This window comes from Marinomonas ostreistagni (assembly GCF_016461785.1).
GTDB lineage: Bacteria > Pseudomonadota > Gammaproteobacteria > Pseudomonadales > Marinomonadaceae > Marinomonas > Marinomonas ostreistagni_A.
The window spans coordinates 307,067-327,040 of sequence record NZ_JAEMUH010000001.1 but is presented as its reverse complement, the minus strand read 5'-3'; the positions used below and the strand labels follow the sequence as shown (position 1 = coordinate 327,040).

Annotated in this window: 21 protein-coding genes; 7 read left to right on the top strand and 14 right to left on the bottom strand. The window is 43.7% G+C overall.

The annotated features are described in order from the left end of the window. The first annotated feature begins 284 nt into the window (after positions 1-284). Positions 285-545, top strand: a complete 261-nt coding sequence (locus JHD44_RS01620; RefSeq protein ID WP_133562813.1) for a hypothetical protein — start codon at positions 285-287, stop codon at positions 543-545. Positions 546-628: 83 nt separating this feature from the next. Then, entirely contained in the window at positions 629-1,699 is a 1,071-nt protein-coding gene (gene queG / locus JHD44_RS01615) for a tRNA epoxyqueuosine(34) reductase QueG (protein WP_325097027.1), read from the top strand. On the opposite strand, the gene JHD44_RS19020 is transcribed toward queG, so the two are convergent. Both JHD44_RS19020 and tesB read right to left on the bottom strand, forming a co-directional pair. Continuing rightward, positions 1,626-2,993 carry a GGDEF domain-containing protein gene (locus JHD44_RS19020; RefSeq protein WP_199460413.1) on the bottom strand — a complete coding sequence of 456 codons (1,368 nt, stop codon included), beginning with the start codon at positions 2,991-2,993 and terminating at the stop codon, positions 1,626-1,628. The genes queG and JHD44_RS19020 overlap by 74 nt on opposite strands. 160 nt (positions 2,994-3,153) lie before the next feature. Next, the gene (tesB, locus tag JHD44_RS01605) at positions 3,154-4,017 is read right to left on the bottom strand and encodes an acyl-CoA thioesterase II (RefSeq protein ID WP_199460411.1); all 864 of its coding nucleotides are present in this window, start codon (positions 4,015-4,017) and stop codon (positions 3,154-3,156) included. A 157-nt stretch (positions 4,018-4,174) separates the two neighbouring features. On the opposite strand from tesB, the gene moaA reads away from it, so the two are divergent. From moaA to JHD44_RS01585, 4 genes are read left to right on the top strand one after another with little or no spacing between them, the layout of a single operon-like run. Continuing rightward, complete coding sequence (gene moaA, locus JHD44_RS01600) at positions 4,175-5,158, top strand: GTP 3',8-cyclase MoaA (protein ID WP_199460409.1); 984 nt, start codon at positions 4,175-4,177, stop codon at positions 5,156-5,158. A 16-nt stretch (positions 5,159-5,174) separates the two neighbouring features. Continuing rightward, positions 5,175-5,714, top strand: a complete 540-nt coding sequence (gene moaB, locus JHD44_RS01595; protein ID WP_133562800.1) for a molybdenum cofactor biosynthesis protein B — start codon at positions 5,175-5,177, stop codon at positions 5,712-5,714. Positions 5,715-5,716: 2 nt separating this feature from the next. Then, the gene (gene glp, locus JHD44_RS01590) at positions 5,717-6,907 is read left to right on the top strand and encodes a gephyrin-like molybdotransferase Glp (RefSeq protein ID WP_199460407.1); all 1,191 of its coding nucleotides are present in this window, start codon (positions 5,717-5,719) and stop codon (positions 6,905-6,907) included. Positions 6,908-6,948: 41 nt separating this feature from the next. Then, positions 6,949-7,374, top strand: a complete 426-nt coding sequence (locus JHD44_RS01585) for a hypothetical protein (RefSeq protein WP_199460405.1) — start codon at positions 6,949-6,951, stop codon at positions 7,372-7,374. Between the two features lie 67 nt (positions 7,375-7,441). On the opposite strand, the gene serB is transcribed toward JHD44_RS01585, so the two are convergent. Next, a complete protein-coding gene (gene serB / locus JHD44_RS01580) occupies positions 7,442-8,362 on the bottom strand; it encodes a phosphoserine phosphatase SerB (RefSeq protein WP_199460403.1) in 921 nt (306 codons plus the stop codon). Positions 8,363-8,529: 167 nt separating this feature from the next. On the opposite strand from serB, the gene JHD44_RS01575 reads away from it, so the two are divergent. Further along, a complete protein-coding gene (locus JHD44_RS01575) occupies positions 8,530-9,963 on the top strand; it encodes an AhpA/YtjB family protein (RefSeq protein ID WP_199460401.1) in 1,434 nt (477 codons plus the stop codon). A gap of 49 nt (positions 9,964-10,012) precedes the next feature. Here the strand turns inward: JHD44_RS01575 and rpoS are convergent, their stop codons facing one another. The 11 genes from rpoS to JHD44_RS01520 all read right to left on the bottom strand — a co-directional run bounded on the left by rpoS (position 10,013) and on the right by JHD44_RS01520 (position 19,872). Then, the gene (gene rpoS, locus JHD44_RS01570) at positions 10,013-11,005 is read right to left on the bottom strand and encodes an RNA polymerase sigma factor RpoS (protein ID WP_199460399.1); all 993 of its coding nucleotides are present in this window, start codon (positions 11,003-11,005) and stop codon (positions 10,013-10,015) included. Between the two features lie 31 nt (positions 11,006-11,036). Beyond that, on the bottom strand, positions 11,037-11,663 hold the full coding sequence (locus JHD44_RS01565) for a peptidoglycan DD-metalloendopeptidase family protein (RefSeq protein WP_233401558.1): 627 nt from the start codon (positions 11,661-11,663) through the stop codon (positions 11,037-11,039). A 239-nt stretch (positions 11,664-11,902) separates the two neighbouring features. Continuing rightward, positions 11,903-12,838, bottom strand: a complete 936-nt coding sequence (locus JHD44_RS01560; RefSeq protein WP_199460395.1) for a DUF368 domain-containing protein — start codon at positions 12,836-12,838, stop codon at positions 11,903-11,905. Beyond that, a complete protein-coding gene (locus tag JHD44_RS01555; RefSeq protein ID WP_199460393.1) occupies positions 12,831-13,493 on the bottom strand; it encodes a protein-L-isoaspartate(D-aspartate) O-methyltransferase in 663 nt (220 codons plus the stop codon). Before JHD44_RS01555 ends, JHD44_RS01560 begins: the two co-directional genes overlap by 8 nt. After that, entirely contained in the window at positions 13,490-14,236 is a 747-nt protein-coding gene (gene surE, locus JHD44_RS01550; protein ID WP_199460391.1) for a 5'/3'-nucleotidase SurE, read from the bottom strand. The genes JHD44_RS01555 and surE overlap by 4 nt, the downstream gene beginning before the upstream one ends. Next, the gene (gene truD / locus JHD44_RS01545; RefSeq protein WP_199460389.1) at positions 14,214-15,308 is read right to left on the bottom strand and encodes a tRNA pseudouridine(13) synthase TruD; all 1,095 of its coding nucleotides are present in this window, start codon (positions 15,306-15,308) and stop codon (positions 14,214-14,216) included. The genes surE and truD overlap by 23 nt, the downstream gene beginning before the upstream one ends. After that, positions 15,305-15,793: a 2-C-methyl-D-erythritol 2,4-cyclodiphosphate synthase gene (gene ispF / locus JHD44_RS01540; protein WP_199460387.1), complete on the bottom strand. Its 489-nt coding sequence runs from the start codon at positions 15,791-15,793 to the stop codon at positions 15,305-15,307. The genes truD and ispF overlap by 4 nt, the downstream gene beginning before the upstream one ends. A gap of 9 nt (positions 15,794-15,802) precedes the next feature. Further along, entirely contained in the window at positions 15,803-16,501 is a 699-nt protein-coding gene (gene ispD, locus JHD44_RS01535) for a 2-C-methyl-D-erythritol 4-phosphate cytidylyltransferase (RefSeq protein WP_199460385.1), read from the bottom strand. Then, the gene (locus JHD44_RS01530; RefSeq protein ID WP_233401555.1) at positions 16,501-16,779 is read right to left on the bottom strand and encodes a septum formation initiator family protein; all 279 of its coding nucleotides are present in this window, start codon (positions 16,777-16,779) and stop codon (positions 16,501-16,503) included. Before JHD44_RS01530 ends, ispD begins: the two co-directional genes overlap by 1 nt. Before the next feature lie 111 nt (positions 16,780-16,890). Then, on the bottom strand, positions 16,891-18,186 hold the full coding sequence (gene eno, locus JHD44_RS01525) for a phosphopyruvate hydratase (protein ID WP_199460383.1): 1,296 nt from the start codon (positions 18,184-18,186) through the stop codon (positions 16,891-16,893). 51 nt (positions 18,187-18,237) lie between these two features. Continuing rightward, positions 18,238-19,872 carry a CTP synthase gene (locus JHD44_RS01520; protein WP_199460381.1) on the bottom strand — a complete coding sequence of 545 codons (1,635 nt, stop codon included), beginning with the start codon at positions 19,870-19,872 and terminating at the stop codon, positions 18,238-18,240. Between the last annotated feature and the right edge of the window lie 102 nt (positions 19,873-19,974).

The following is a 19,974-nucleotide window of genomic DNA, read 5'->3' as shown; positions in this document are numbered from 1 at the left end:
AGAAATCGCAGTTTTGACACTGCCCGCGTTTTTTCGCGAGGGAAGCACTGCTTGTAAAAATTTTACTCACAATACTTTGTGTAACGACTATACTCTAGTCGTATAGAAAGGGGCTGTTGGCCACCATCAGAAGAGATGTCAGCGGGGTATTGCTGACGTATGAGCCCATTCTGTCAGGCGCACCATAATGTGTCAATGAAAAAGCACCACAAAACGCCATTCTTCTTGCTCTACAACGGCTTTCATGGTGTCATACTTACATTGTAAATTAAGGAGTTACCACTATGGCTTCACAATTGAATCAACAACGTATTATTGATGAGTTTCTACGTTGCTTCCGTAAAATTCTTATGGAACCAGAATTAGCAGGAGAATTGGTTCGCATTGCCAAAGAGCACATCAATGAGCCCAATGCTTATCAAGTCATCGCAGAAGCGGTTTCAAGCCAAACCACACTAAAAATCCCAGAAGAACACTCAGATGCAGACCGTTTATTCATCAAACTGTTGATGGACACGGTTAAGAGCGATAGTAACTTATATTAAGTACTCCAGCTGGGCAGAGGAAGCCCCTTGCCCAGCCTCATGTCATTGCACCATTTTTGTGCCTAATCGATATCCAATAAATCGTGTCCTCTTTCTCAGAACTTGAATTACAGCAACTCTCTCAAGACATAAAGTCATGGGCTTTAGAATTTGGCTTTAGCGAATGCCGTATAGTCGATCCCGAACTTGAGCAATATCGCGAAGGCTTTCAAGCGTGGCTTGCTAAAGGCTACCACGGCGAAATGAGTTATTTATCTAACCACGGCGATTTACGCTTTTCTCCAGCCAAGCTTCATACAGGCACTCAACGTGTTATTAGCCTAAACATGTCCTATTTGCCTGAGTCTGTTGAAACCGTAAAGCGTCTAAAAACAAAGGAAAGAGGCTATGTTGCACGCTACGCGTTAGGCCGTGATTATCATAAATTGATTCGTAAACGCCTAACCCAGTTGGCTAAGAAAATTGAGCAAGCAGTAGGGGAACATGGGTACAGAGCATTTGTTGACAGTGCGCCTATTTTAGAACGCCAGATTGCAGAGCAGGCAGGCATGGGCTGGATCGGTAAAAATACCTTATTACTATCACCCAAAGCTGGCAGCTGGTTTTTACTGGGAGAGGTATTCACCAACCTCCCACTTCCTGTTGATAAGCCAACAGCAAAACGTCACTGCGGCAGTTGCAGTGCATGCATTGATAAGTGCCCTACCAACGCATTTGTTAAACCTTGGGTTCTGGATGCCAGTAAGTGCATTTCATACTTAACTATTGAATACGATGGTATTATTCCAGAAGAGTTACGCTCAAAAATGGGCAACCGTATTTTTGGCTGTGACGACTGCCAGCTGGTTTGCCCTTGGACAAAGTTTGCTAAACACACTCAAGAACAAGACTTCCAACCTCGCCACAACCTGGATAATGAAGACTTACTCGCACTATTTAAGTGGGATGAAGAAACCTTTCTTAAAAACACGGAAGGCTCTCCAATAAGGCGAACAGGTTATGAAAACTGGCGCAGAAACATTGCGGTCGCTCTTGGTAATGCACCGACACGGATTGATATTATCGAAACGTTAGAAAATGCTAGGTTAACAGCTTCTGAGAAGCTTCTGGTTCATCTTGACTGGGCTCTAGCGCAACATCAAAAACCTCAATGAACTCCCCAGCTTGGAGATCATCAATTTCCAGTTGAGTGTGACTGTTTTCTAAATAAGCAATAATGACACGATTACGGCCGCCCCCCTTCGCATCATAAAGCGCATCGTCCGCACGCTTGAGTAGTTGTGATGCTGTTTCCTGCATACACAACTGCGCGACACCGATGCTAGCTGTGACTTTAATCGCTTGCTGCTCGAAAACAGCATTGGCCATTTCTGCACGCAGACGCTCAGCTTTTTCTTCAGCCATACTTAAATCAAAATACGGTAAAAGAACGGCAAACTCTTCTCCTCCCCATCGAGCAACTATGCCATCCTCTAACGCTATATGTTGAATGACACGAGCAGCGTGTTTGAGGACCTGGTCGCCAACTTGGTGCCCATGTTGATCATTGACTTTTTTAAAGTCATCTAAATCCACTAAGAGAATAGATAATGGAGTATGCCTCCGGGTAGCGATAGCAACATGTTCTTTAAACAAAACATCGAAACGAGTTCGGTTATACACTTGAGTTAAAGCGTCAGTATTCGCGATAACAGATAACTGCTTGTTCAATTCAAGTAGCTCTTCATTACGCTCTTCTAATACCGCTGTTTTATCATGTATCCGTGTTTCAAGCTCTTCATTAATATCAGAAAGCTCTTCACGCGATCTAGCTAGAGATAAAATAACTCTATTTACGCTGGCTAGCATTTGCCGATATTCAGCAAATTGACCAAGAAACGCATCCGCTTGCAATGGCTCTGGGTGACGTAAATTAATCACACTTAGCTCTCTCATAAAGCCACTAAATACCCCATCAAGACTTCTATTTATGAGAATTCTTAACGTCAGTAAAAGCAGCGCTAGTTGAAATGATAAAAGCCCAAGCACAGGTAAAAAATGATGATAGACAAAACCCGCTAGAGTTGAATCTGAAAAGGAAATATGTAATTGGTACTGATTGCCAAGCTTGTCTGCAAGATAGAACGACTCAATGTTTGCTGACACAGAATCAGAGTTTTCTCCCCAGTATACTAACTTCGCCCCTTCGCTATTCTCCAAAGAAACAAGAGAAATGGGGGATCCATTTTTAGATGAAAGCTCAACCCCTAACATGACACTATCAAGTGCAATATTTTGTTCTTCAGCAGGCATTTCCAAAACATTTAAGAAATATGACTCTAGTTGCTGAGTAACTTTCTCGTGCTGCAAAGCTAACTGTTGATGGGACCACAAGAAAAAGCCAGCAAGCGCAATACCCGCTACAAAAACGTAGCAGGCAAAGAGTTTACTTAAAACAAATTGAGACACATTTCTTCGAGGTATCACGCTAAACCCTTCTATATCCTTATCAGAGCGAAAAGCCTTACCACAACAGCGACTTGTCGTTAAATCAATTGTTAATTGGTCAATCGATCAAAATTAACACAAAAACAACACTTCAAATAGATCGTTTACATTTTGTAACACTTTACTTATTCATTAACCTAATCAACCCTTCTTGAGCCGTTGAGGCAACGAGATTTCCTTCTCTGTCGAAAATTTTGCCGCGTACAAACCCTCGCGCTCCAGATGCTGAAGGGCTGTCGGCCACATAAAGCAACCAATCATCTAAACGAAATGGTCGATGAAACCATATGGAGTGATCCAAGCTCGCAATTTGAAGGCCTGGATTGCCAATCGAAATTCCATGGGGCTGAAGTGCGGTCTCCAAGAAGCCATAGTCCGTGGTATAAGCCAGCATTGACTGATGCACCAGTTCATTATCAGGTAGCGGCGACACACTTCGAATCCACATATGTCTCGCAGGCAAACCTGGTCGTGGGCGAAATGGGTTTTGATTTTCGACAATACGGTATTCGATTGGCCTTTCTGCTGTTAATAGACTTCGAATGCGCTCGGGGATTTCCTCAGCATGTCTCTGAAAAAGGCTCAACTCTGATTTAAAGTTTTCCGGCCCCGGAACATTCGGCATGGCTTCTTGATGGGATAAACCATCTTCAAACTTTTGAAAGGATGCAGTCATAACTAGGATCGTGTCGCCATTCTGACGCGCAATCACACGTCGCACACTGAAACTGCCCCCATCGCGAACGGTCTCTACATCATAATCAATCGTTTGCTTTGCATCGCCTGGGCGAATAAAGTAACTATGTAATGAGTGCGGGAAGCGATCTGCTGGAACAGTTTGTGCTGCGGCACTTAGCGACTGCCCCACAACTTGGCCTCCAAACACCTTGGGAAAGCCTAAATCTTGACTCTTACCGACAAATTGTGTGTCAGACACACGATTCAAAGTGAGTAACTCAATCAAATTATGTATAACACTATGCACTGCGATTCCCCTATTTCAAAAATTGGCGTTAATGATCGATGCACGGCATGCTATGCGCATCACGTCAGCCGCAGTTAGGACAGAGAACTTTGCCTCTGTGAACAAATTTTGCTTCTATTAGAAAGTTGTAGCGAGGCTAATTCAAGTGTCAGATTCCATGCTTATAGATCCATTCGGTCGAAATATCGACTATTTACGCATATCGGTCACCGATCGATGTGACTTTCGCTGCACCTATTGCATGGATGAGAATGCGACATTCCTACCTCGCAAGGATATATTGTCTCTTGAGGAAATAGTTCAAGTTGCTAAGGCCTTTGTTGAATTAGGTACACGTAAGATTCGCATTACAGGCGGTGAGCCTTTGGTGAGAAAAGATATCTTATGGGCATTAGAACAGATTGCCATGCTACCAGAGTTAGAGGAACTGACCATCACCACCAATGGTTCTCAACTCGAAAAAATGGGTCAGTCGTTATTCGACTTAGGCGTATCACGCATTAATATCAGTTTAGATACACTTAAACGTGATCGTTTTGAAAAGCTCACACGAAGGGACAAACTAGAACAGGTATTGCGTGGTATTGATACCGTAACCGCCCTCCCCTTTAAACAGCTAAAGCTCAATGCGGTTATTCTTAGTGGCCACAACGATGATGAAATTGAAGAACTTGTTGAATACGCTTTGCAACGCAATATGGACATCAGCTTTATTGAGGAGATGCCTCTTGGTGCCATATCAGATCATGATCGTGCTGAAGTTTACGTCTCTAGTGACAGCATACTCAAACGACTACAGACGCAATGGCAATTAACCCCCAGCCAACATAAGACTGGCGGGCCATCGCGTTATTTTCAAATCGAGGGAGAGCACTCTAAAGTTGGTTTAATTTCTCCACATAGCCATAACTTCTGTAGCACCTGCAACCGTGTACGTATGACGGTTGAAGGCCGTTTGCTGTTATGCCTTGGCAATGAGCACTCTAAAGATTTGAAAAGCGTTCTCAGAACGCACCCAAATGACCTAAAGCCATTGCAAGATCAAATCGTGAAAGCATTGGCTCTAAAACCTGAAAAACACCATTTTAACTTAGATGAAGAGCCGCAGATTCTACGCTTTATGAGCGCTACTGGCGGCTAAATATAAGGATGTCTCCATGGCTAAAGTGCCTTCTCCATTTCGTCCCTTAAATATAAATGTTCTAACGGTATCCGACACACGCTCTTTGGCCGAGGATACTTCAGGTGACGCGTTAATCCATGCGTTAACCGAAGCAGGCCATACCCTTGGCGAGCGAACCATTGTCAAAGATGATATTTATGCGATGCGTGCCGTCGTATCACAATGGATCGCAGATAACTCAGTGAACGTTGTATTAATTACAGGCGGTACGGGGTTTTACTCTCGCGACAGCACCCCTGAGGCCATCACACCACTACTCGATAAGCAGGTCGATGGTTTTGGCGAACTGTTTAGACAAATCTCCTACGATGAAATCGGCACATCTACGATTCAATCTCGTGCTCTAGCGGGACTGGCTAATAACACTCTTATTTTTTGTTTACCTGGTTCAACAGGGGCCTGCAAAACGGCTTGGCATGGCATTATCAAAGAGCAGCTTGATGCACGCCACAAGCCATGTAATTTTGTCACTATGCTACTAGGTCCTTATCAACCACCAGTGCATGAGGTATAACAATGTCATCTCTTATGCCTCTGCAAGAAGCACTTGAACATATCACACAGACCTTAGATGTGATCACGTCTACTGAAAGCGTTCCATTATTGGAAGCACTGGGACGTGTTCTTGCTTGCGACATAGAATCACCAATAAATGTTCCTCCAGCGGCCAACAGCGCCATGGACGGTTATGCCGTTCGCTGTAGCGATCTAGCATCCCAATCAGATCTAATCGTTTCTCAGCGCATTGCTGCTGGACAACCCCCTTCCCCTTTAGCAGAAAACTCCTGTGCACGTATTTTTACTGGGGCAGAAATACCTGCCGGTGCAGATGCCGTTGTGATGCAAGAACATACAGAGATTCAGGGAGATAGAATCCACTTTCTTAAGACGGTCGTGACACATCAAAACATTCGTCCCGCAGGGCAAGATATCGCCAAAGGCATGAAAGTTCTGAGCCAAGGCAAACGTCTCAATGCCATTGATATTGGTGTATTAGCCAGTATTGGTGTAGCTGATATTAGGGTTTATTGTCCCTTGAAGGTGGGTATTTTAACCACTGGCGATGAGCTTCAATCGCCTGATGCAGCACTGCAACCGGGACAGATTTATAACTCCAACGGCCCACTCATGACGTCTCTTGTACAAAGCGCAGGCCACCAAGTTTGCAAAGTTATGCATGCCAATGATTCTGTGGCCGATACCGAGCAAGCATTGCAAGCACTGAGCGAACAGTGTGACATCATTTTATCCTCCGGTGGTGTATCAGTTGGCGAAGAAGATCATGTAAAAAATACCATTGAGCGCAACGGTGCTTTACACCTTTGGAAGATTGCCATCAAGCCTGGTAAACCATTAGTGTTTGCAAACGTGTTTAATACACCGTTTATTGGCCTTCCTGGTAATCCAAGCTCCACTCTTGTCACGTTTCACCTGTTCGCCCGTCTAGCGTTTGCAAAAGCGGCAGGAGAACACTTAACTCTTCCTACCCCCTATCCAGTGACGTGTCATTTTTCCCGTAAAGGCAATCAATCTCGGGATGAGTTTTTAAGAGTATATGTGCAAAACGGTATCGCCACCCCTCATACGCAACAGAGCTCAGGTGCATTATTAGCGGCTAGTCAAACAGATGGCTATCTCCATGTACCAGCAAAACATGACATAACTCCGGATAGTAAGCTCAACTTTTACCCATTTGATAGCTTCTAATCTACACTTAAGCAAACCTTGAAGTTTTAAGGAGTTTACCTGTGAGAGATAAAGCTTGGGAACAATCGTTGTACGAACATCAGCATGCCATGATTAAGCGTCTAGATATTCATCGTCAAAAAGAGAGATCAACATCCCTGAGTCAAGATGAAGTAATGGCCGTTGAACATACCTTTCAATTGTTAGTCGCTTCAATGCTTGACTTGGCTATTTATGTATTACAACACCATTATGATGTCTCGATAGAGCGCCGAGATCAGGTATTGGACGCACTTATTAAGCACCAAGATGTTACATTTGAGCAGGGTGAACAAATCAAAGTTTTAGTCGAATTAAGACAGAAGATCTTATTCGATTATCTAGATGAAAATTTTGATGAGCTTGCTTCCGCTTTATCACTAAGACGCTACGGATTAGTAGAAATTCTCACAAAAGAGTGGACCGCTCGCCTCGATAACAACGAATAGAGCGCTGAAAACCAAAATGCCCGATACTGTTTTATCGGGCATTTCATTTCACATCTTAATAATAGAATTAGTCTTGGAGTACTGTGGCAATCTCGTCACTCGTTAAACCTAACAAATATAAGATACCATCAAGCCCCATCTGACTCATGGGGCATGGAGCTTGCTCTCGAACGATAGGTTTTGCATGGAGTGCCACGCCCAATGCCGCATCATTCAACATAAGTAGGTCATTCGCACCATCGCCACAAGCAATTGTTTGTGAGGCTGGTACTTGATACTTTCCTTTCAGTTCTCCAAGCAGAACTTGTTTACGCTGTGCATCAACGATAGGACCCAAGTGCTTACCCGTCAACTTACCATCTACGACCTCTAATACATTTGCATGCACTTCAGTCATGTTATGGTCCTTTTGTACTCGGTCGGCAAAGTAAGTAAATCCACCCGACAAGATCGCCGTCTTCCATCCATAATGATTGAGCACTTTCATCAATGGAGAAATACCATCCATATGCTGAATACGCTGGTAAACAGAATCCATCACATCACTACTAAGACCATCTAATAATGATAAGCGTTGTGTAAAGCTTTCTGTAAAATCTATCTCACCACGCATCGCGCTGGCTGTTACAGCGGCAATTTGTTCGCCAATGCCCATCTCTACCGCCAGTTCGTCCATCACTTCTGCTTTAATGAGCGTAGAATCCATATCAAAGACCGCCAACCCTGGTTTCGATAAAAGCGGCTGAGATGTTTGTAAAATATGATCAATTTTGGTTGTGTCAGCTAATGCTAAGAGTTCCAAACGCAAGCTGTTATGTTTACCATCTTCAATGGGAGTGCTAAGGTCATATCGCCACACATTAATAGAATCTTGCGGATTAGTAAGAACCGTTCGTGTCGCATCTAAAGATTGTTTCGTTAACCAAGCATTAAAGCATGGTTGATATTGAGATAAACGGTCGCCAATAAGTGTGATCGAAGCAGTCATATTAACTCCTGATAATGGGGACGCCTACTATACCAAATCCCAACCAAGACGCTAACCGTTATACAGGGTTAAAGATTTTACAACTCGGTCCGAAAACACAGAGAGACCATTTCGAAATATTGGATAAATCAATAAGATACCCATATTAAAAACATACTAGGACGTCGATGGACATCGTGAAAAAACTCTCATCTGGGTACCAAGCACTTTTGAAGAAGTGCTCTTCTGCGAGCCTTTTGCTCACTGCCTATTTATCTCTTATATTGATTACCTTAGTGGTTATATGGTTTTCTGTCACGTCAGCAGTAAACAAACATCTTAATCAACAAACCGATGTTTTAGGCAGCAGCCTTGCCACTCAAGCCGCATTCAATGCGACACAATCGATCCTAACCAACGATCTTTTAAGTTTAAATGTCTTACTTAACCGCTTGGTAGTAAGTGATAGCATTCTAAGCGCCCGCGTATACAACAAAAAAGATGAGCTCCTAGCTGAAGCGAATCGTAACGGTACTCAAAGCAGTAGTGAAAGTGAAGTAAGACCTACCGACACACACCGAGTATTTAGCTCTCCGATTCGCTTTAGGGACGACGTGGTAGGGCATGTATTGATTACTCTCGATAAAACATCAACACAAAGTACGTTAAAACATATTAGTAATCTTATGATTGGTCTTGGAATTTTCTTGGCCGCCATCACCAGCGTACTTTTATTGTTAATCATACGACGAATGTTCATGCCGATTGCTAGAACAACCGATGCCATAGAAGCTTACACCAATGGGACAAACAATGCCCCGATGCCAGAGCACACATATAAAGAGGCTTATGAGCTGATCAATCAAGTTCGCTTATTACAAGGTCTCGATCTAGTCTCGCCAATCAAACATGAAGTAGATGAACAAGACGTGCAAGCTACGCCAGTTGATGAGGAAGGTCAATTTGAGATCAATTTTGAGCAAATCATCAAAGAAACAGAACGCGAATCCTGCGCTTTATTCATACAATTTAAACATTTAAATGAATGGCGAGAAGAACTCCCGCCACTTCAGGTAGCCAATCTACTTACACCTTTATATAGAACGATTTTCTTAGCAAGTGAGTTTTACAACGGTCAAGTTCACCAGTATGAAAAAGACAGCGTATTAATGCTCTTTCAGGCTAAGAATTGCGACGATAATCTATATATGAATGCAGCTTGTTGTGCAGAGCTGATTCAGAAACTGCTTGAACAGCTGATGGAAACCAACCTCTATACAGACGTTCCTGATGTAAATTACCACATGGGACTACACAAGGGCTCTGAAGCCTTGTCAAAAATGTTCGAAGCAAATCAAATTGAACAAGATGAAATACGTAACTTGATTGACGCGGCCGATGCACTAGCCTTGTCCGAATCCCAAAATATGCTCGTAGTGAGTGAGGATGTAATAACCGTCCCTGAAATTCAGAATCGAATTATTCTAAGCCTGCCTGAGATCATCGAAAGAGATCATGGTGAAGTGCTTGCTTATACGGTGAAAGGCCTCTCTGAAAAATACCGAGCACGTGTGCAAGACCAAATTGAAGAACTTCAAATCTCAACGGAAGAAGATCATTAATAAAAAAGCTCTAGTACGAACTAGAGCTTTTTATAACACAACCTATTTTTTAATGGTCTAAATCAATAACATCAGCCAGAGAGAGCCCACGTGTCTGTAGCATCATTCTAAGCTTACGGAGAGCTTCAACCTGAATTTGGCGGACACGTTCACGTGTTAAACCAATCTCAGCACCCACATCTTCAAGTGTACTTGGTTCATAACCTCTTAGCCCAAAACGTCTAGCGATGACCTCACGTTGTTTATCATTCAGCTCATCCAATAGCTGCTCAATATTGTGATGGACATCCCCTTCTTGACGGTCGTCTTCTGGACCAGAATGTTGAGTGTCAGCCAGCACCTCAACAAGACTTTTATCGTTATCCATCCCTCCTACAGGAGAATCAATCGAACTGACACGCTCGTTCAGACTTAGCATTTTTTGTACGTCTTCAACGGGTCGATCTAACATCTGAGCGATTTCTTCAGGCGTTGGTTCATGATCTAACTTTTGAGTCAATTCACGGGCGGCGCGAAGGTAAACGTTCAACTCCTTGACCACATGAATCGGCAAGCGGATTGTACGGGTTTGGTTCATGATCGCTCTTTCGATGGTTTGTCTTATCCACCAAGTAGCGTAAGTTGAAAAACGGAAGCCTCGTTCTGGATCGAACTTCTCCACTGCTCGAATTAGGCCAAGGTTTCCCTCTTCGATCAGATCCAGTAACGTTAGTCCTCGATTTAGGTATCTACGAGAAATTTTAACGACTAATCGCAAGTTACTTTCGATCATTCGTTTGCGAGCAGCATCATCACCTTTTAAGGCAAGTCGAGCAAAGTACACTTCCTCTTCAGCACTTAATAAAGGTGAATACCCAATTTCACTCAGGTAAAGTTGTGTTACATCTAGAGATTTAGTATCGCTGTCTGCGTAACGAGCATTAACAGCCGATTCGAACTCCTCGTCCGTATCATCAACTACATCATCTATACTTTCGAAATCAAAATCATCAGTATTGTGAATTAGATCTTCACCTGATTTGTCCGTCTCTACCGATTTCATATAGCCCTCCTCAATTCCCAAATTATGATTATTATTGTTTGGGTAACACTTTTAGTGGATCAATTGGCTGGCCATCTCGCCTCACTTCAAAGTGCAATAAAGGTCTTTCTGAGCCTTTACCACCAATGATAGCGAGGGAGTCACCCGCTCGAACACTTTGTTTTTCCTTGACTAGAATTCGATCATTGTACGCATAGGCACTTAAGTAGACGTCATTATGTTTTACAATGACCAAATTACCATAACCAATCAGACCATTGCCCGCATAGACGACTACACCATCTGCTGCTGCTTTAACATGCTCAGAATTCTTCCCTTTTATGTCTATACCTTTACTACTTACGCCAGCATTTGAAAAGCTTTTTGTGACAGCTCCGACTATCGGCCAATGCCATGAAGACACTTTTTGCTCAGGTATATTTACAGTTGACACAGGTCTTGAAGAGGAGTTCACTTTTTCTGTGGTCTTTTTTGTTACAGTCTTAGGAGCAGATGTTGATGGTTTTGTTTTACTTGTTGAAGCAGTGGATGCTGTGCGACTGGCTGAGCCCCTTAATCGAATTTTCTGGTTTGGGTAGATAATGTAAGGAGCAGCGATTCCATTAATACTCGCTACATTTCTATAGTCTAGACCGTAAGAAAAAGCGATAGAAAACAATGTATCACCTGATTGAACTCGATGGATTCCTGAACTTGGAATGGACCTAGTACTTGGTGCAGTCGACGAGTTTCTAGAATTGGCAACATTAGAATAATGGAAACTATCAGATGCACAGCCCACTATAAGAAAACATGCTATTGCCACAACACTGAATCGCTGTGTCAGCAAAATAAACAATCTAATAATGTTTCTCAGCAAGCATGCACCCAACATTAAACACTTCTCTATTTACATATCTATGACGGTTTTGTGTGGGTGTTAGTTTTTTGTAATGAGATGTAATGTACTCCGTAAACCATTAGCACTCCTAATAACATCAAAAAAACTGGTATTAATAACGTATCAACTATATTAAAGCCTGCCATTTGCCATGGCAGAAGCAATTGCTCTTCACTTGGTAAGCGCTTACTACCCACATCAATATAGGCAGTTACTTGTTTCCATGGCCAGACTTTCACTAACGCGCCTAACATAATGCCAGTTAACAATGTAAGGGTTATGGACTTAGCTTTTTTTAGCAACCAGTTCAACACTTTAGAGAAACTTAAAAGGCCTAATAGAGCACCCAAAGCAAAAATAGAAATCACCAATATGTCTAGCTCTTTTATTGCGGTCATAACGAAGCCGTACATTCCCAACATCAAAAGAATAAAGCTGCCAGAGATACCTGGAAGAATCATCGCGCAGATCGCAATCATTCCAGAAAAGAAAATCATTAGGGAGGTAGCTGGCACTTGCGTCGGCACCAATAAGGAAAGAGATGCGCCAACTATTACACCTAACATCATGATTGCAACGTGTCGTTTAGAAAAACTTGGGACTTGATGCAACAAAACATACGCTGATGCGAGAATCAAACCAAAGAAAAAGCTCCACAACCAAACGGGGTAAGCTGCTAATAAGGCAGTTATGGCACTCGCAATACCAAAAATACTGGTTGCAACGCCTAGCAAAAGAGCCAGTAAAAAATAACCATCAAAATGATGCCATAACCCTTTAAAGTCACCTTTGAACAACATCATTATGCTAGTCTTATTCACACCACTTAAGGCATTAATTAAGCGGTCATATATTCCTACTATGAACGCAATGGTACCACCAGATACGCCAGGCACTACATCAGCAGCTCCCATTAATAAACCACTTAAATACGTTCTAAGCCACTTAGGCATCCACTTTCCCTTCTAATAATGGAACAAATTGCGCTGGAGTAGATTCTAAACGCTTCCACTTATCTCCCATGCGCTGCCAGCAACCAATGCTGGGTACTTCATCTGCAATTGGCATAATTAAAATGCCATCTTCTTTTAACATATCGGTTAAGGCAACTGGCACTTTACTGGCCATAGCAGTGACAATAATGGCGTCCATTTGAACTTTTTGCGGCCACCCCAAATGACCATCGCCATGTAAGAACTCAACATTGTTGAACCCCATACTTCGAATACGAGTCTGAGCTTGCAGATAGAGGCTCTTCTGTCTCTCAATGGTGTGCACTTTATTAAAAAAGTGAGCCAATAAACAGGTTTGATAACCAGACCCAGTCCCCACTTCTAAAACTCGCCCCAGACGCGCATAACTCAACAACCACATGGTCATCTTAGCAACGGTCAATGGCTGACTGATTGTCTGGCTTCGTCCAATCGGGAGCGGTGTTGGGCTGTACGCTAGATGAGAAAAAGCTGGTTCCACAAACTCATGGCGCGGAAGCCGCCCCATGAGTTCAAGCAACTCAGCATGTTCTACACCTTCACACATTAAGTGTTCTAGCATTTGACTAGATCGAGGCTGAGACCTTTTTAATAACTCATCCAATGCCATACTCATGGTGCTAAATCATTCACCCATTGACGTAATTGATTGATAGATGAATGGCAGGTCATATCCGTATGAATAGGAGTAATAGAAACATAGCCATTAGAAACAGCATAGAAATCTGTGTCATCAGCCGCATCATTTGGTTCTGCCAACATCCCAATCCAATAGCATTCAATACCCTTTGGATGGTTCGCAGGAATCGCAGGATGAGCTTGATGGCGATAGCCTAAACGAGTCACTTTGATACCTTTCAACTCTTCAAAAGGCAAATCTGGCACATTAATGTTAAGCAGCACTTTTGGCGGTAATGCTAACGCATGCGCATCCTGCAAAAGTGTATCAATGACTTTTGCTGCCGTGTCAAAGTGCTGTTTCCCTACCAATGAAACGGCAATTGCTGGCCGCCCAAGGTGACGCGCTTCCATCGCAGCGGCTACTGTTCCCGAGTAAAGAACATCGTCTCCTAGGTTAGGCCCATGATTGATTCCTGAAATCACAGCATCAAAACGGCCATCAATCACTTCAGAGATCGCCAAGTTAACACAATCTGTTGGTGTGCCATCCACTTTGTATTGGTTCTTACGAACGTTAGTCGGACGCAATGGACGAGTTAACGTTAATGAATTGCTAGCACCACTTCGGTCTCGGTCAGGTGCGACTAAAGTGACGTCATATCGACTTTTTAGTTGTTTTGCTAAGGTTTGAATACCTAGAGCATCCAGTCCATCATCATTCGAAAGAAGTAGTCTCATTATGCTTGTCTTGAGATCGATCGTTAATAGTAAAAAGTTCTCTTAGAACACTCGTTGCAAAAGCGCCTTTCGGAAGCTCAAATTGCAACACCAGTTGGTCTGCTTCCTTTGTATTAGATAGCAATTCCCAGGCCATATTAGTTGGGACGATTCGTGTCGCACGACTGTCTCTAGAGAAATCGAAGCTGATCAACCCCTCTAATAAATCACTCTGATCAGCATATAGTTCAGTCATCGCCTTAGCTCGCTCTGAGTTAGTGCCCATCGGCCAACCATCACTGATCAAAGGCAGAACTGGCGAAATGTCTCCATTACGATGGCGCACTAGGTTTTCTAACGAATGCTCTTTTATACGAAAGGATTGTGAACCATCTCTCGGTTGGGCAATATCACCAACACTCAACGTATCCCAACTGCCCTGCTCTACAAATTGCGATAACGCTTCATTGAAGAACCATGAGCGGATTGCTGATAGCCAAAACGACTGAGTTTTATTCAGTTTGTGAGTACCTTTTCGTCCTGGCATGACAAATTGATAGCCATTAACTAAATTGTTGCCTTGAATACCAAAACGTTGTTCACCGTAATAGTTCGGCACGCCAAAGCGTTCAATTAGACTTAAACGTTGCTCAACCTCTGAACGCTCTCCTTGAAGGTTGCGTAAGCGTAATACAAAGCGATTCCCTTGCAGGCCACCTGTTTTTAGCTTTTTCGAGTGACGTGTTTGCAATAACACTCGAACTATTTCAGGCTCACGAAATACTTGCTCTATTGGAGTAAGATCCGGCGCTTGCCCAGTCATGTGCAAACAAAACCACTGGCGCGTACAAGCATGTCGATCCTTAACCCCCGCATAGGTCACTCTATTCGGAGAAATATCGGCAGCTTGTGCCAAACGTTTGGCTAAGTAATCAGTATTAACACCCTGCTTCTCAATCCACAAATAAACGAACTCGCCTTTGCCTTCTGGTTCAAATCCTAAGATTTCTTCAACAAGGAAATCGCTGGCAAAGGTTTTTAAATCTGCGCGCGCATGGGGTACTGTCCACGCGTAATGCCAATCAGTGTTCATGCATTCTCTCGGTACAATAGTGCCACGGCTTCGACAGCAATACCTTCTTTACGCCCAGTGAACCCCAACTTCTCCGTTGTCGTTGCTTTGACGTTCGTGGCTGACATATCGATTTGAAGATCCTCGGCTATGTTGGCACGCATGTCATCAATATGCGGTCGCATTTTAGGTGCTTGCGCGATAATAGTTACATCAACGTTAGCTACAGACCAGCCGAGCTTTTGAATCTCTGAATAAACCTGACGCAACAACACTCGGCTATCAGCACCTTCAAATTCAGCATCCGTATCAGGAAAGTGTTTACCAATATCCCCCAATGCGGCCGCGCCAAGCAAAGCGTCCGTTAAAGCATGTAGCGCAACATCGCCATCGGAGTGCGCTATCAGCCCTTTGTCATAGGGTATGGAAACACCACCAATAATAATATGGTCGCCTTCTCCAAATTTATGAACATCAAAGCCGTGGCCTATACGAAATGGAAGCATAGCATTCTCCTATGAGTTAGCGGTTGGCTGCAGGCTAAGCAAAGCTTGGGCAATTACAAGATCTTCTGGCACAGTAATTTTCAGATTACAGGATTCACCCTCTACCAAATCAGGTTGCCACCCAATCAATTCCATTGCCGAACTTTCGTCGGTAATCGCAATACCCTCTTCCATTGCTGCAGCAATACCTTGATACAATGCCATTAGTGGGAATTTTTGTGGGGTTTGTGCTTGCCAGATCACACTACGGTCTACCGTCGCAGTAGAACGCTTCTCTTCGGCTAATTTCAAAGTGTCTTTACACGGTATCGCTAACAATGCACCTTGCTCACCTGTATGCGCCATAATCCGAGTTAATGCCGCTTCAGTCACAAGCGGACGCGCTGCATCATGCACTAAGACAGATTCGTCATCCGCTACACCGATCGCCATTAAAACTTGTAAGCCATTCAGTACGGTTTCAGACCGTTCTTGGCCACCATCGAAACGGACGACTTGTGGATTACCGGCCCACTCCGATTGTTTCCAATATTCGTCATCTGGACTGACGCCGACAGCAATACCCGCAATCTGCGGATGCTCTAGAAACTTTTCTATCGTGGTATCCAGAATGGTTTTACCATTTAACATTAAGTATTGCTTAGGCTGTGTGCTGGCCATACGCTTTCCAACGCCAGCCGCTGGAATAATCACCCAAAACTGTGTCATTACTTTTCTACTATTCGATAAAAGACTTCGCCGTCTTTAATATATTGGAGTTCGGTCCGAACATGCTCTTCTATGGCATCCTCACCACGACGAAGATCATTAATTTGTGCCCGCAGTGCATCATTACGTACCTTTAAGCGTTTATTGATTTGCTCTTGATACTCAATTTGTTTGGCAAGCTCCTCTTCTCGTTTTACACCTTGATCCCCCCAATAAAATTGAAAGGCAAAGTATGTGGATACGGAAAGAAAGATAGCTAAGAAAATACGCAACATCATGTTGGACGATTCAGGCTCTGGACAAATGAGTGCCCATTATTTCGCGAATTGAGTGAAAAAAAAATAAAAAAGGGAGAACGAATGTTCTCCCTTTGATAAATAGACCGTAAATTAAGCTTGGCCTTTGATCTCAGAACGACCTTTGTATGGTGCCTTGCCACCCAATTGCTCTTCAATACGAAGCAATTGGTTGTACTTAGACACACGGTCAGAACGACATAGAGAGCCAGTTTTGATCTGGCCAGCGGCTGTACCCACTGCAAGGTCAGCGATAGTCGCATCTTCCGTTTCACCTGAACGGTGAGAAATCACAGCTGTGTAGCCAGCGTCTTTCGCCATCTTGATCGCTTCTAGAGTCTCAGTTAGAGAACCGATCTGGTTGAACTTAATCAAGATAGAGTTAGCAATGCTTTCGTCGATACCACGCTTCAGGATCTTAGTATTGGTTACGAACAAGTCATCACCAACAAGTTGGATCTTGTCGCCAAGGATCTTAGTTTGGTAAGCAAAACCTTCCCAGTCAGATTCATCTTGACCGTCTTCGATCGAAACGATTGGGTACTCTTCACATAGCTCAGCTAGGTAATCAGAGAACTCTTCTGACGTGAAGACTTTACCTTCACCTTTCATGTTGTACTTGCCATCTTCGTAGAATTCTGAAGAAGCACAGTCCATCGCTAGTGTAATGTCTTTACCTAGCTCGTAGCCTGCCGCTGCAACCGCTTCTTTGATTACCGCAAGTGCTTCAGCATTGGAAGCAAGGTCAGGTGCGAAACCACCCTCATCGCCTACTGCAGTATTCAAACCACGAGCACTAAGAACTTTCTTCAATGCATGGAAGATTTCGGCACCGTAACGTAGCGCTTCACGGAAGTTTGGCGCGCCAACTGGCTGAATCATGAACTCTTGGATATCAACGTTGTTATCCGCGTGCTCACCACCGTTGATGATGTTCATCATCGGAACAGGCATTGAGTAAACGCCTGGAGTACCGTTGATGTCAGCGATGTGTGCATACAGAGGCACCTTCTTAGAAACAGCCGCGGCTTTCGCTGCAGCCAAAGAAACCGCTAGGATAGCGTTCGCACCAAATTGAGATTTGTTCTCTGTACCATCAAGATCGATCATGATCTTATCTAGCTCAGCTTGCGCTGTTGCGTCTTTACCTAATAGCGCTTCACGGATTGGACCGTTTACCGCTGCGACAGCTTTCAATACACCTTTACCTAGGTAACGGCTCTTGTCGCCATCACGCAGTTCCAAAGCTTCACGAGAACCGGTAGAGGCACCAGAAGGTGCACACGCTGTACCAAACGAGCCATCCGCTAGGATTACGTCAGCTTCCACAGTCGGGTTACCACGTGAATCCAGAACTTCTCTGGCTTTGATATCAACGATTTGACTCATAACAAACCCCTTTTAGTAGATGAAAAATTCACAAACATCTGTCTGCTAAAATTATTTTTCTTTTCCTGCATATTTCAGTGCTGCATGAACGAATGCACTGAACAGGCCGTGACCATATCGAGGTGTAGAAGTAAATTCTGGGTGGAATTGACACGCGACAAACCAAGGATGGTCCGCGATTTCCACCATTTCTACTAAAGAGTTATCAGCCGACAAGCCTGAAATAGTTAAGCCTGCTTCTTTCAGTGCTGGAACATAGTAGTTGTTTACTTCGTAACGATGACGATGACGTTCACTGATCACATCTTGACCGTACGCAGCATGGGCTTTCGTACCTTCAATCAGGTTACAGTTCTGAGCGCCAAGGCGCATCGTTCCACCAAGATCGGATTCCTCTGACCGGATTTCTTTGGAACCTTCAGAGTTGACCCATTCAGTAATAAGGCCAACCACAGGATTCTCTGTTTTTAAGTTAAACTCAGTGCTGTGTGCACCGGTTAAATTTGCTACGTTACGAGCAAATTCGATAACCGCTACTTGCATACCTAGACAGATACCCAAGTAAGGGATTTTGTTTTCACGAGCATATTGTGCAGTACGGATTTTACCCTCTACCCCACGCTCACCGAAGCCACCAGGTACCAATATCGCGTCCATACCTTCTAGCACTGACGTACCTTCTTCTTCAACTTTTTCAGAGTCGATGTAATGAAGTTTTACTTTAGTGCGAGCATGAATGCCAGCATGATCCATTGCTTCAATCAAAGACTTGTAGGCATCTAACAACTCCATGTATTTACCAACCATGGCGATGTTTACTTGTTTCTCTGGGTTTAGTTTCGCTTGCGCTACTTTGTTCCAGATTTCCAAGTCAGCAATGTTACAGTCTAAGTTAAAGCGTTGAACGATCAAGCTATCAAGACCTTGGTCCGCTAGCATCTGTGGAATTTTGTAGATCGTGTCTGCGTCTGGTAGAGAAATAACCGCACGTTCATCAACGTTTGTGAACAAGGCAATTTTCTTACGCTCAGGCGCTTCAATTGACACTTCAGAACGACACACAAGGATATCAGGTTGAATACCGATAGAACGTAGCTCTTTAACAGAGTGTTGTGTCGGTTTCGTTTTCGTCTCACCCGCTGTACGGATGTAAGGAACCAGCGTCAAGTGCATGAACAAAGCACGGTGAGAACCTAGCTCAACTTTTAACTGACGTACCGCCTCTAGGAATGGCTGTGATTCAATATCACCTACCGTGCCACCGATTTCAACCAAGGCGACATCGGCACCTTCAGCACCTTTGATAACGCGGCGTTTGATTTCATCGGTGATATGAGGAATAACCTGAACCGTACCACCAAGGTAATCACCACGACGCTCTTTTTGTAAAACGTGCTGATATACACGGCCAGAAGTGAAGTTGTTCAGCTTAGTCATCTTAGTATCGATGAAACGCTCGTAGTGACCTAAGTCTAGGTCAGTTTCAGCACCGTCTTCAGTGACATACACTTCACCGTGCTGAAATGGGCTCATTGTGCCTGGATCAACGTTGATGTATGGATCCAGTTTAAGCATGGTGACTTTTAGACCACGGGATTCTAGGATCGCCGCAAGAGATGCTGAAGCCAATCCTTTACCAAGTGATGAAACCACGCCGCCTGTGACGAAAATATATCGTGTCGCCATGAGTGTTAAGCCCGCCTTAAATTTGTATGATCGAAATGAGAAAAGGCACTTAAAAAAGCACCTTTAGGACGGGAGGAAATAATAGCATCAGAGCGGGATTCA

Bases quoted from the DNA above. Each gene is read 5' to 3' on its own strand.
- ispF (WP_199460387.1), bottom strand. From the start codon at position 15,793: ATGCTTCCATTTCGTATAGGCCACGGCTTTGATGTTCATAAATTTGGA.
- serB (WP_199460403.1), bottom strand. From the start codon at position 8,362: ATGACTGCTTCGATCACACTTATTGGCGACCGTTTATCTCAATATCAA.
- ispD (WP_199460385.1), bottom strand. From the start codon at position 16,501: ATGACACAGTTTTGGGTGATTATTCCAGCGGCTGGCGTTGGAAAGCGT.
- JHD44_RS01555 (WP_199460393.1), bottom strand. From the start codon at position 13,493: ATGAGTATGGCATTGGATGAGTTATTAAAAAGGTCTCAGCCTCGATCT.
- JHD44_RS01560 (WP_199460395.1), bottom strand. From the start codon at position 12,838: ATGCCTAAGTGGCTTAGAACGTATTTAAGTGGTTTATTAATGGGAGCT.
- JHD44_RS01520 (WP_199460381.1), bottom strand. From the start codon at position 19,872: ATGGCGACACGATATATTTTCGTCACAGGCGGCGTGGTTTCATCACTT.
- rpoS (WP_199460399.1), bottom strand. From the start codon at position 11,005: ATGAAATCGGTAGAGACGGACAAATCAGGTGAAGATCTAATTCACAAT.
- surE (WP_199460391.1), bottom strand. From the start codon at position 14,236: ATGAGACTACTTCTTTCGAATGATGATGGACTGGATGCTCTAGGTATT.
- JHD44_RS01530 (WP_233401555.1), bottom strand. From the start codon at position 16,779: ATGATGTTGCGTATTTTCTTAGCTATCTTTCTTTCCGTATCCACATAC.
- truD (WP_199460389.1), bottom strand. From the start codon at position 15,308: ATGAACACTGATTGGCATTACGCGTGGACAGTACCCCATGCGCGCGCA.
- moaA (WP_199460409.1), top strand. From the start codon at position 4,175: ATGCTTATAGATCCATTCGGTCGAAATATCGACTATTTACGCATATCG.
- eno (WP_199460383.1), bottom strand. From the start codon at position 18,186: ATGAGTCAAATCGTTGATATCAAAGCCAGAGAAGTTCTGGATTCACGT.
- moaB (WP_133562800.1), top strand. From the start codon at position 5,175: ATGGCTAAAGTGCCTTCTCCATTTCGTCCCTTAAATATAAATGTTCTA.
- JHD44_RS01575 (WP_199460401.1), top strand. From the start codon at position 8,530: ATGGACATCGTGAAAAAACTCTCATCTGGGTACCAAGCACTTTTGAAG.
- JHD44_RS01620 (WP_133562813.1), top strand. From the start codon at position 285: ATGGCTTCACAATTGAATCAACAACGTATTATTGATGAGTTTCTACGT.
- glp (WP_199460407.1), top strand. From the start codon at position 5,717: ATGTCATCTCTTATGCCTCTGCAAGAAGCACTTGAACATATCACACAG.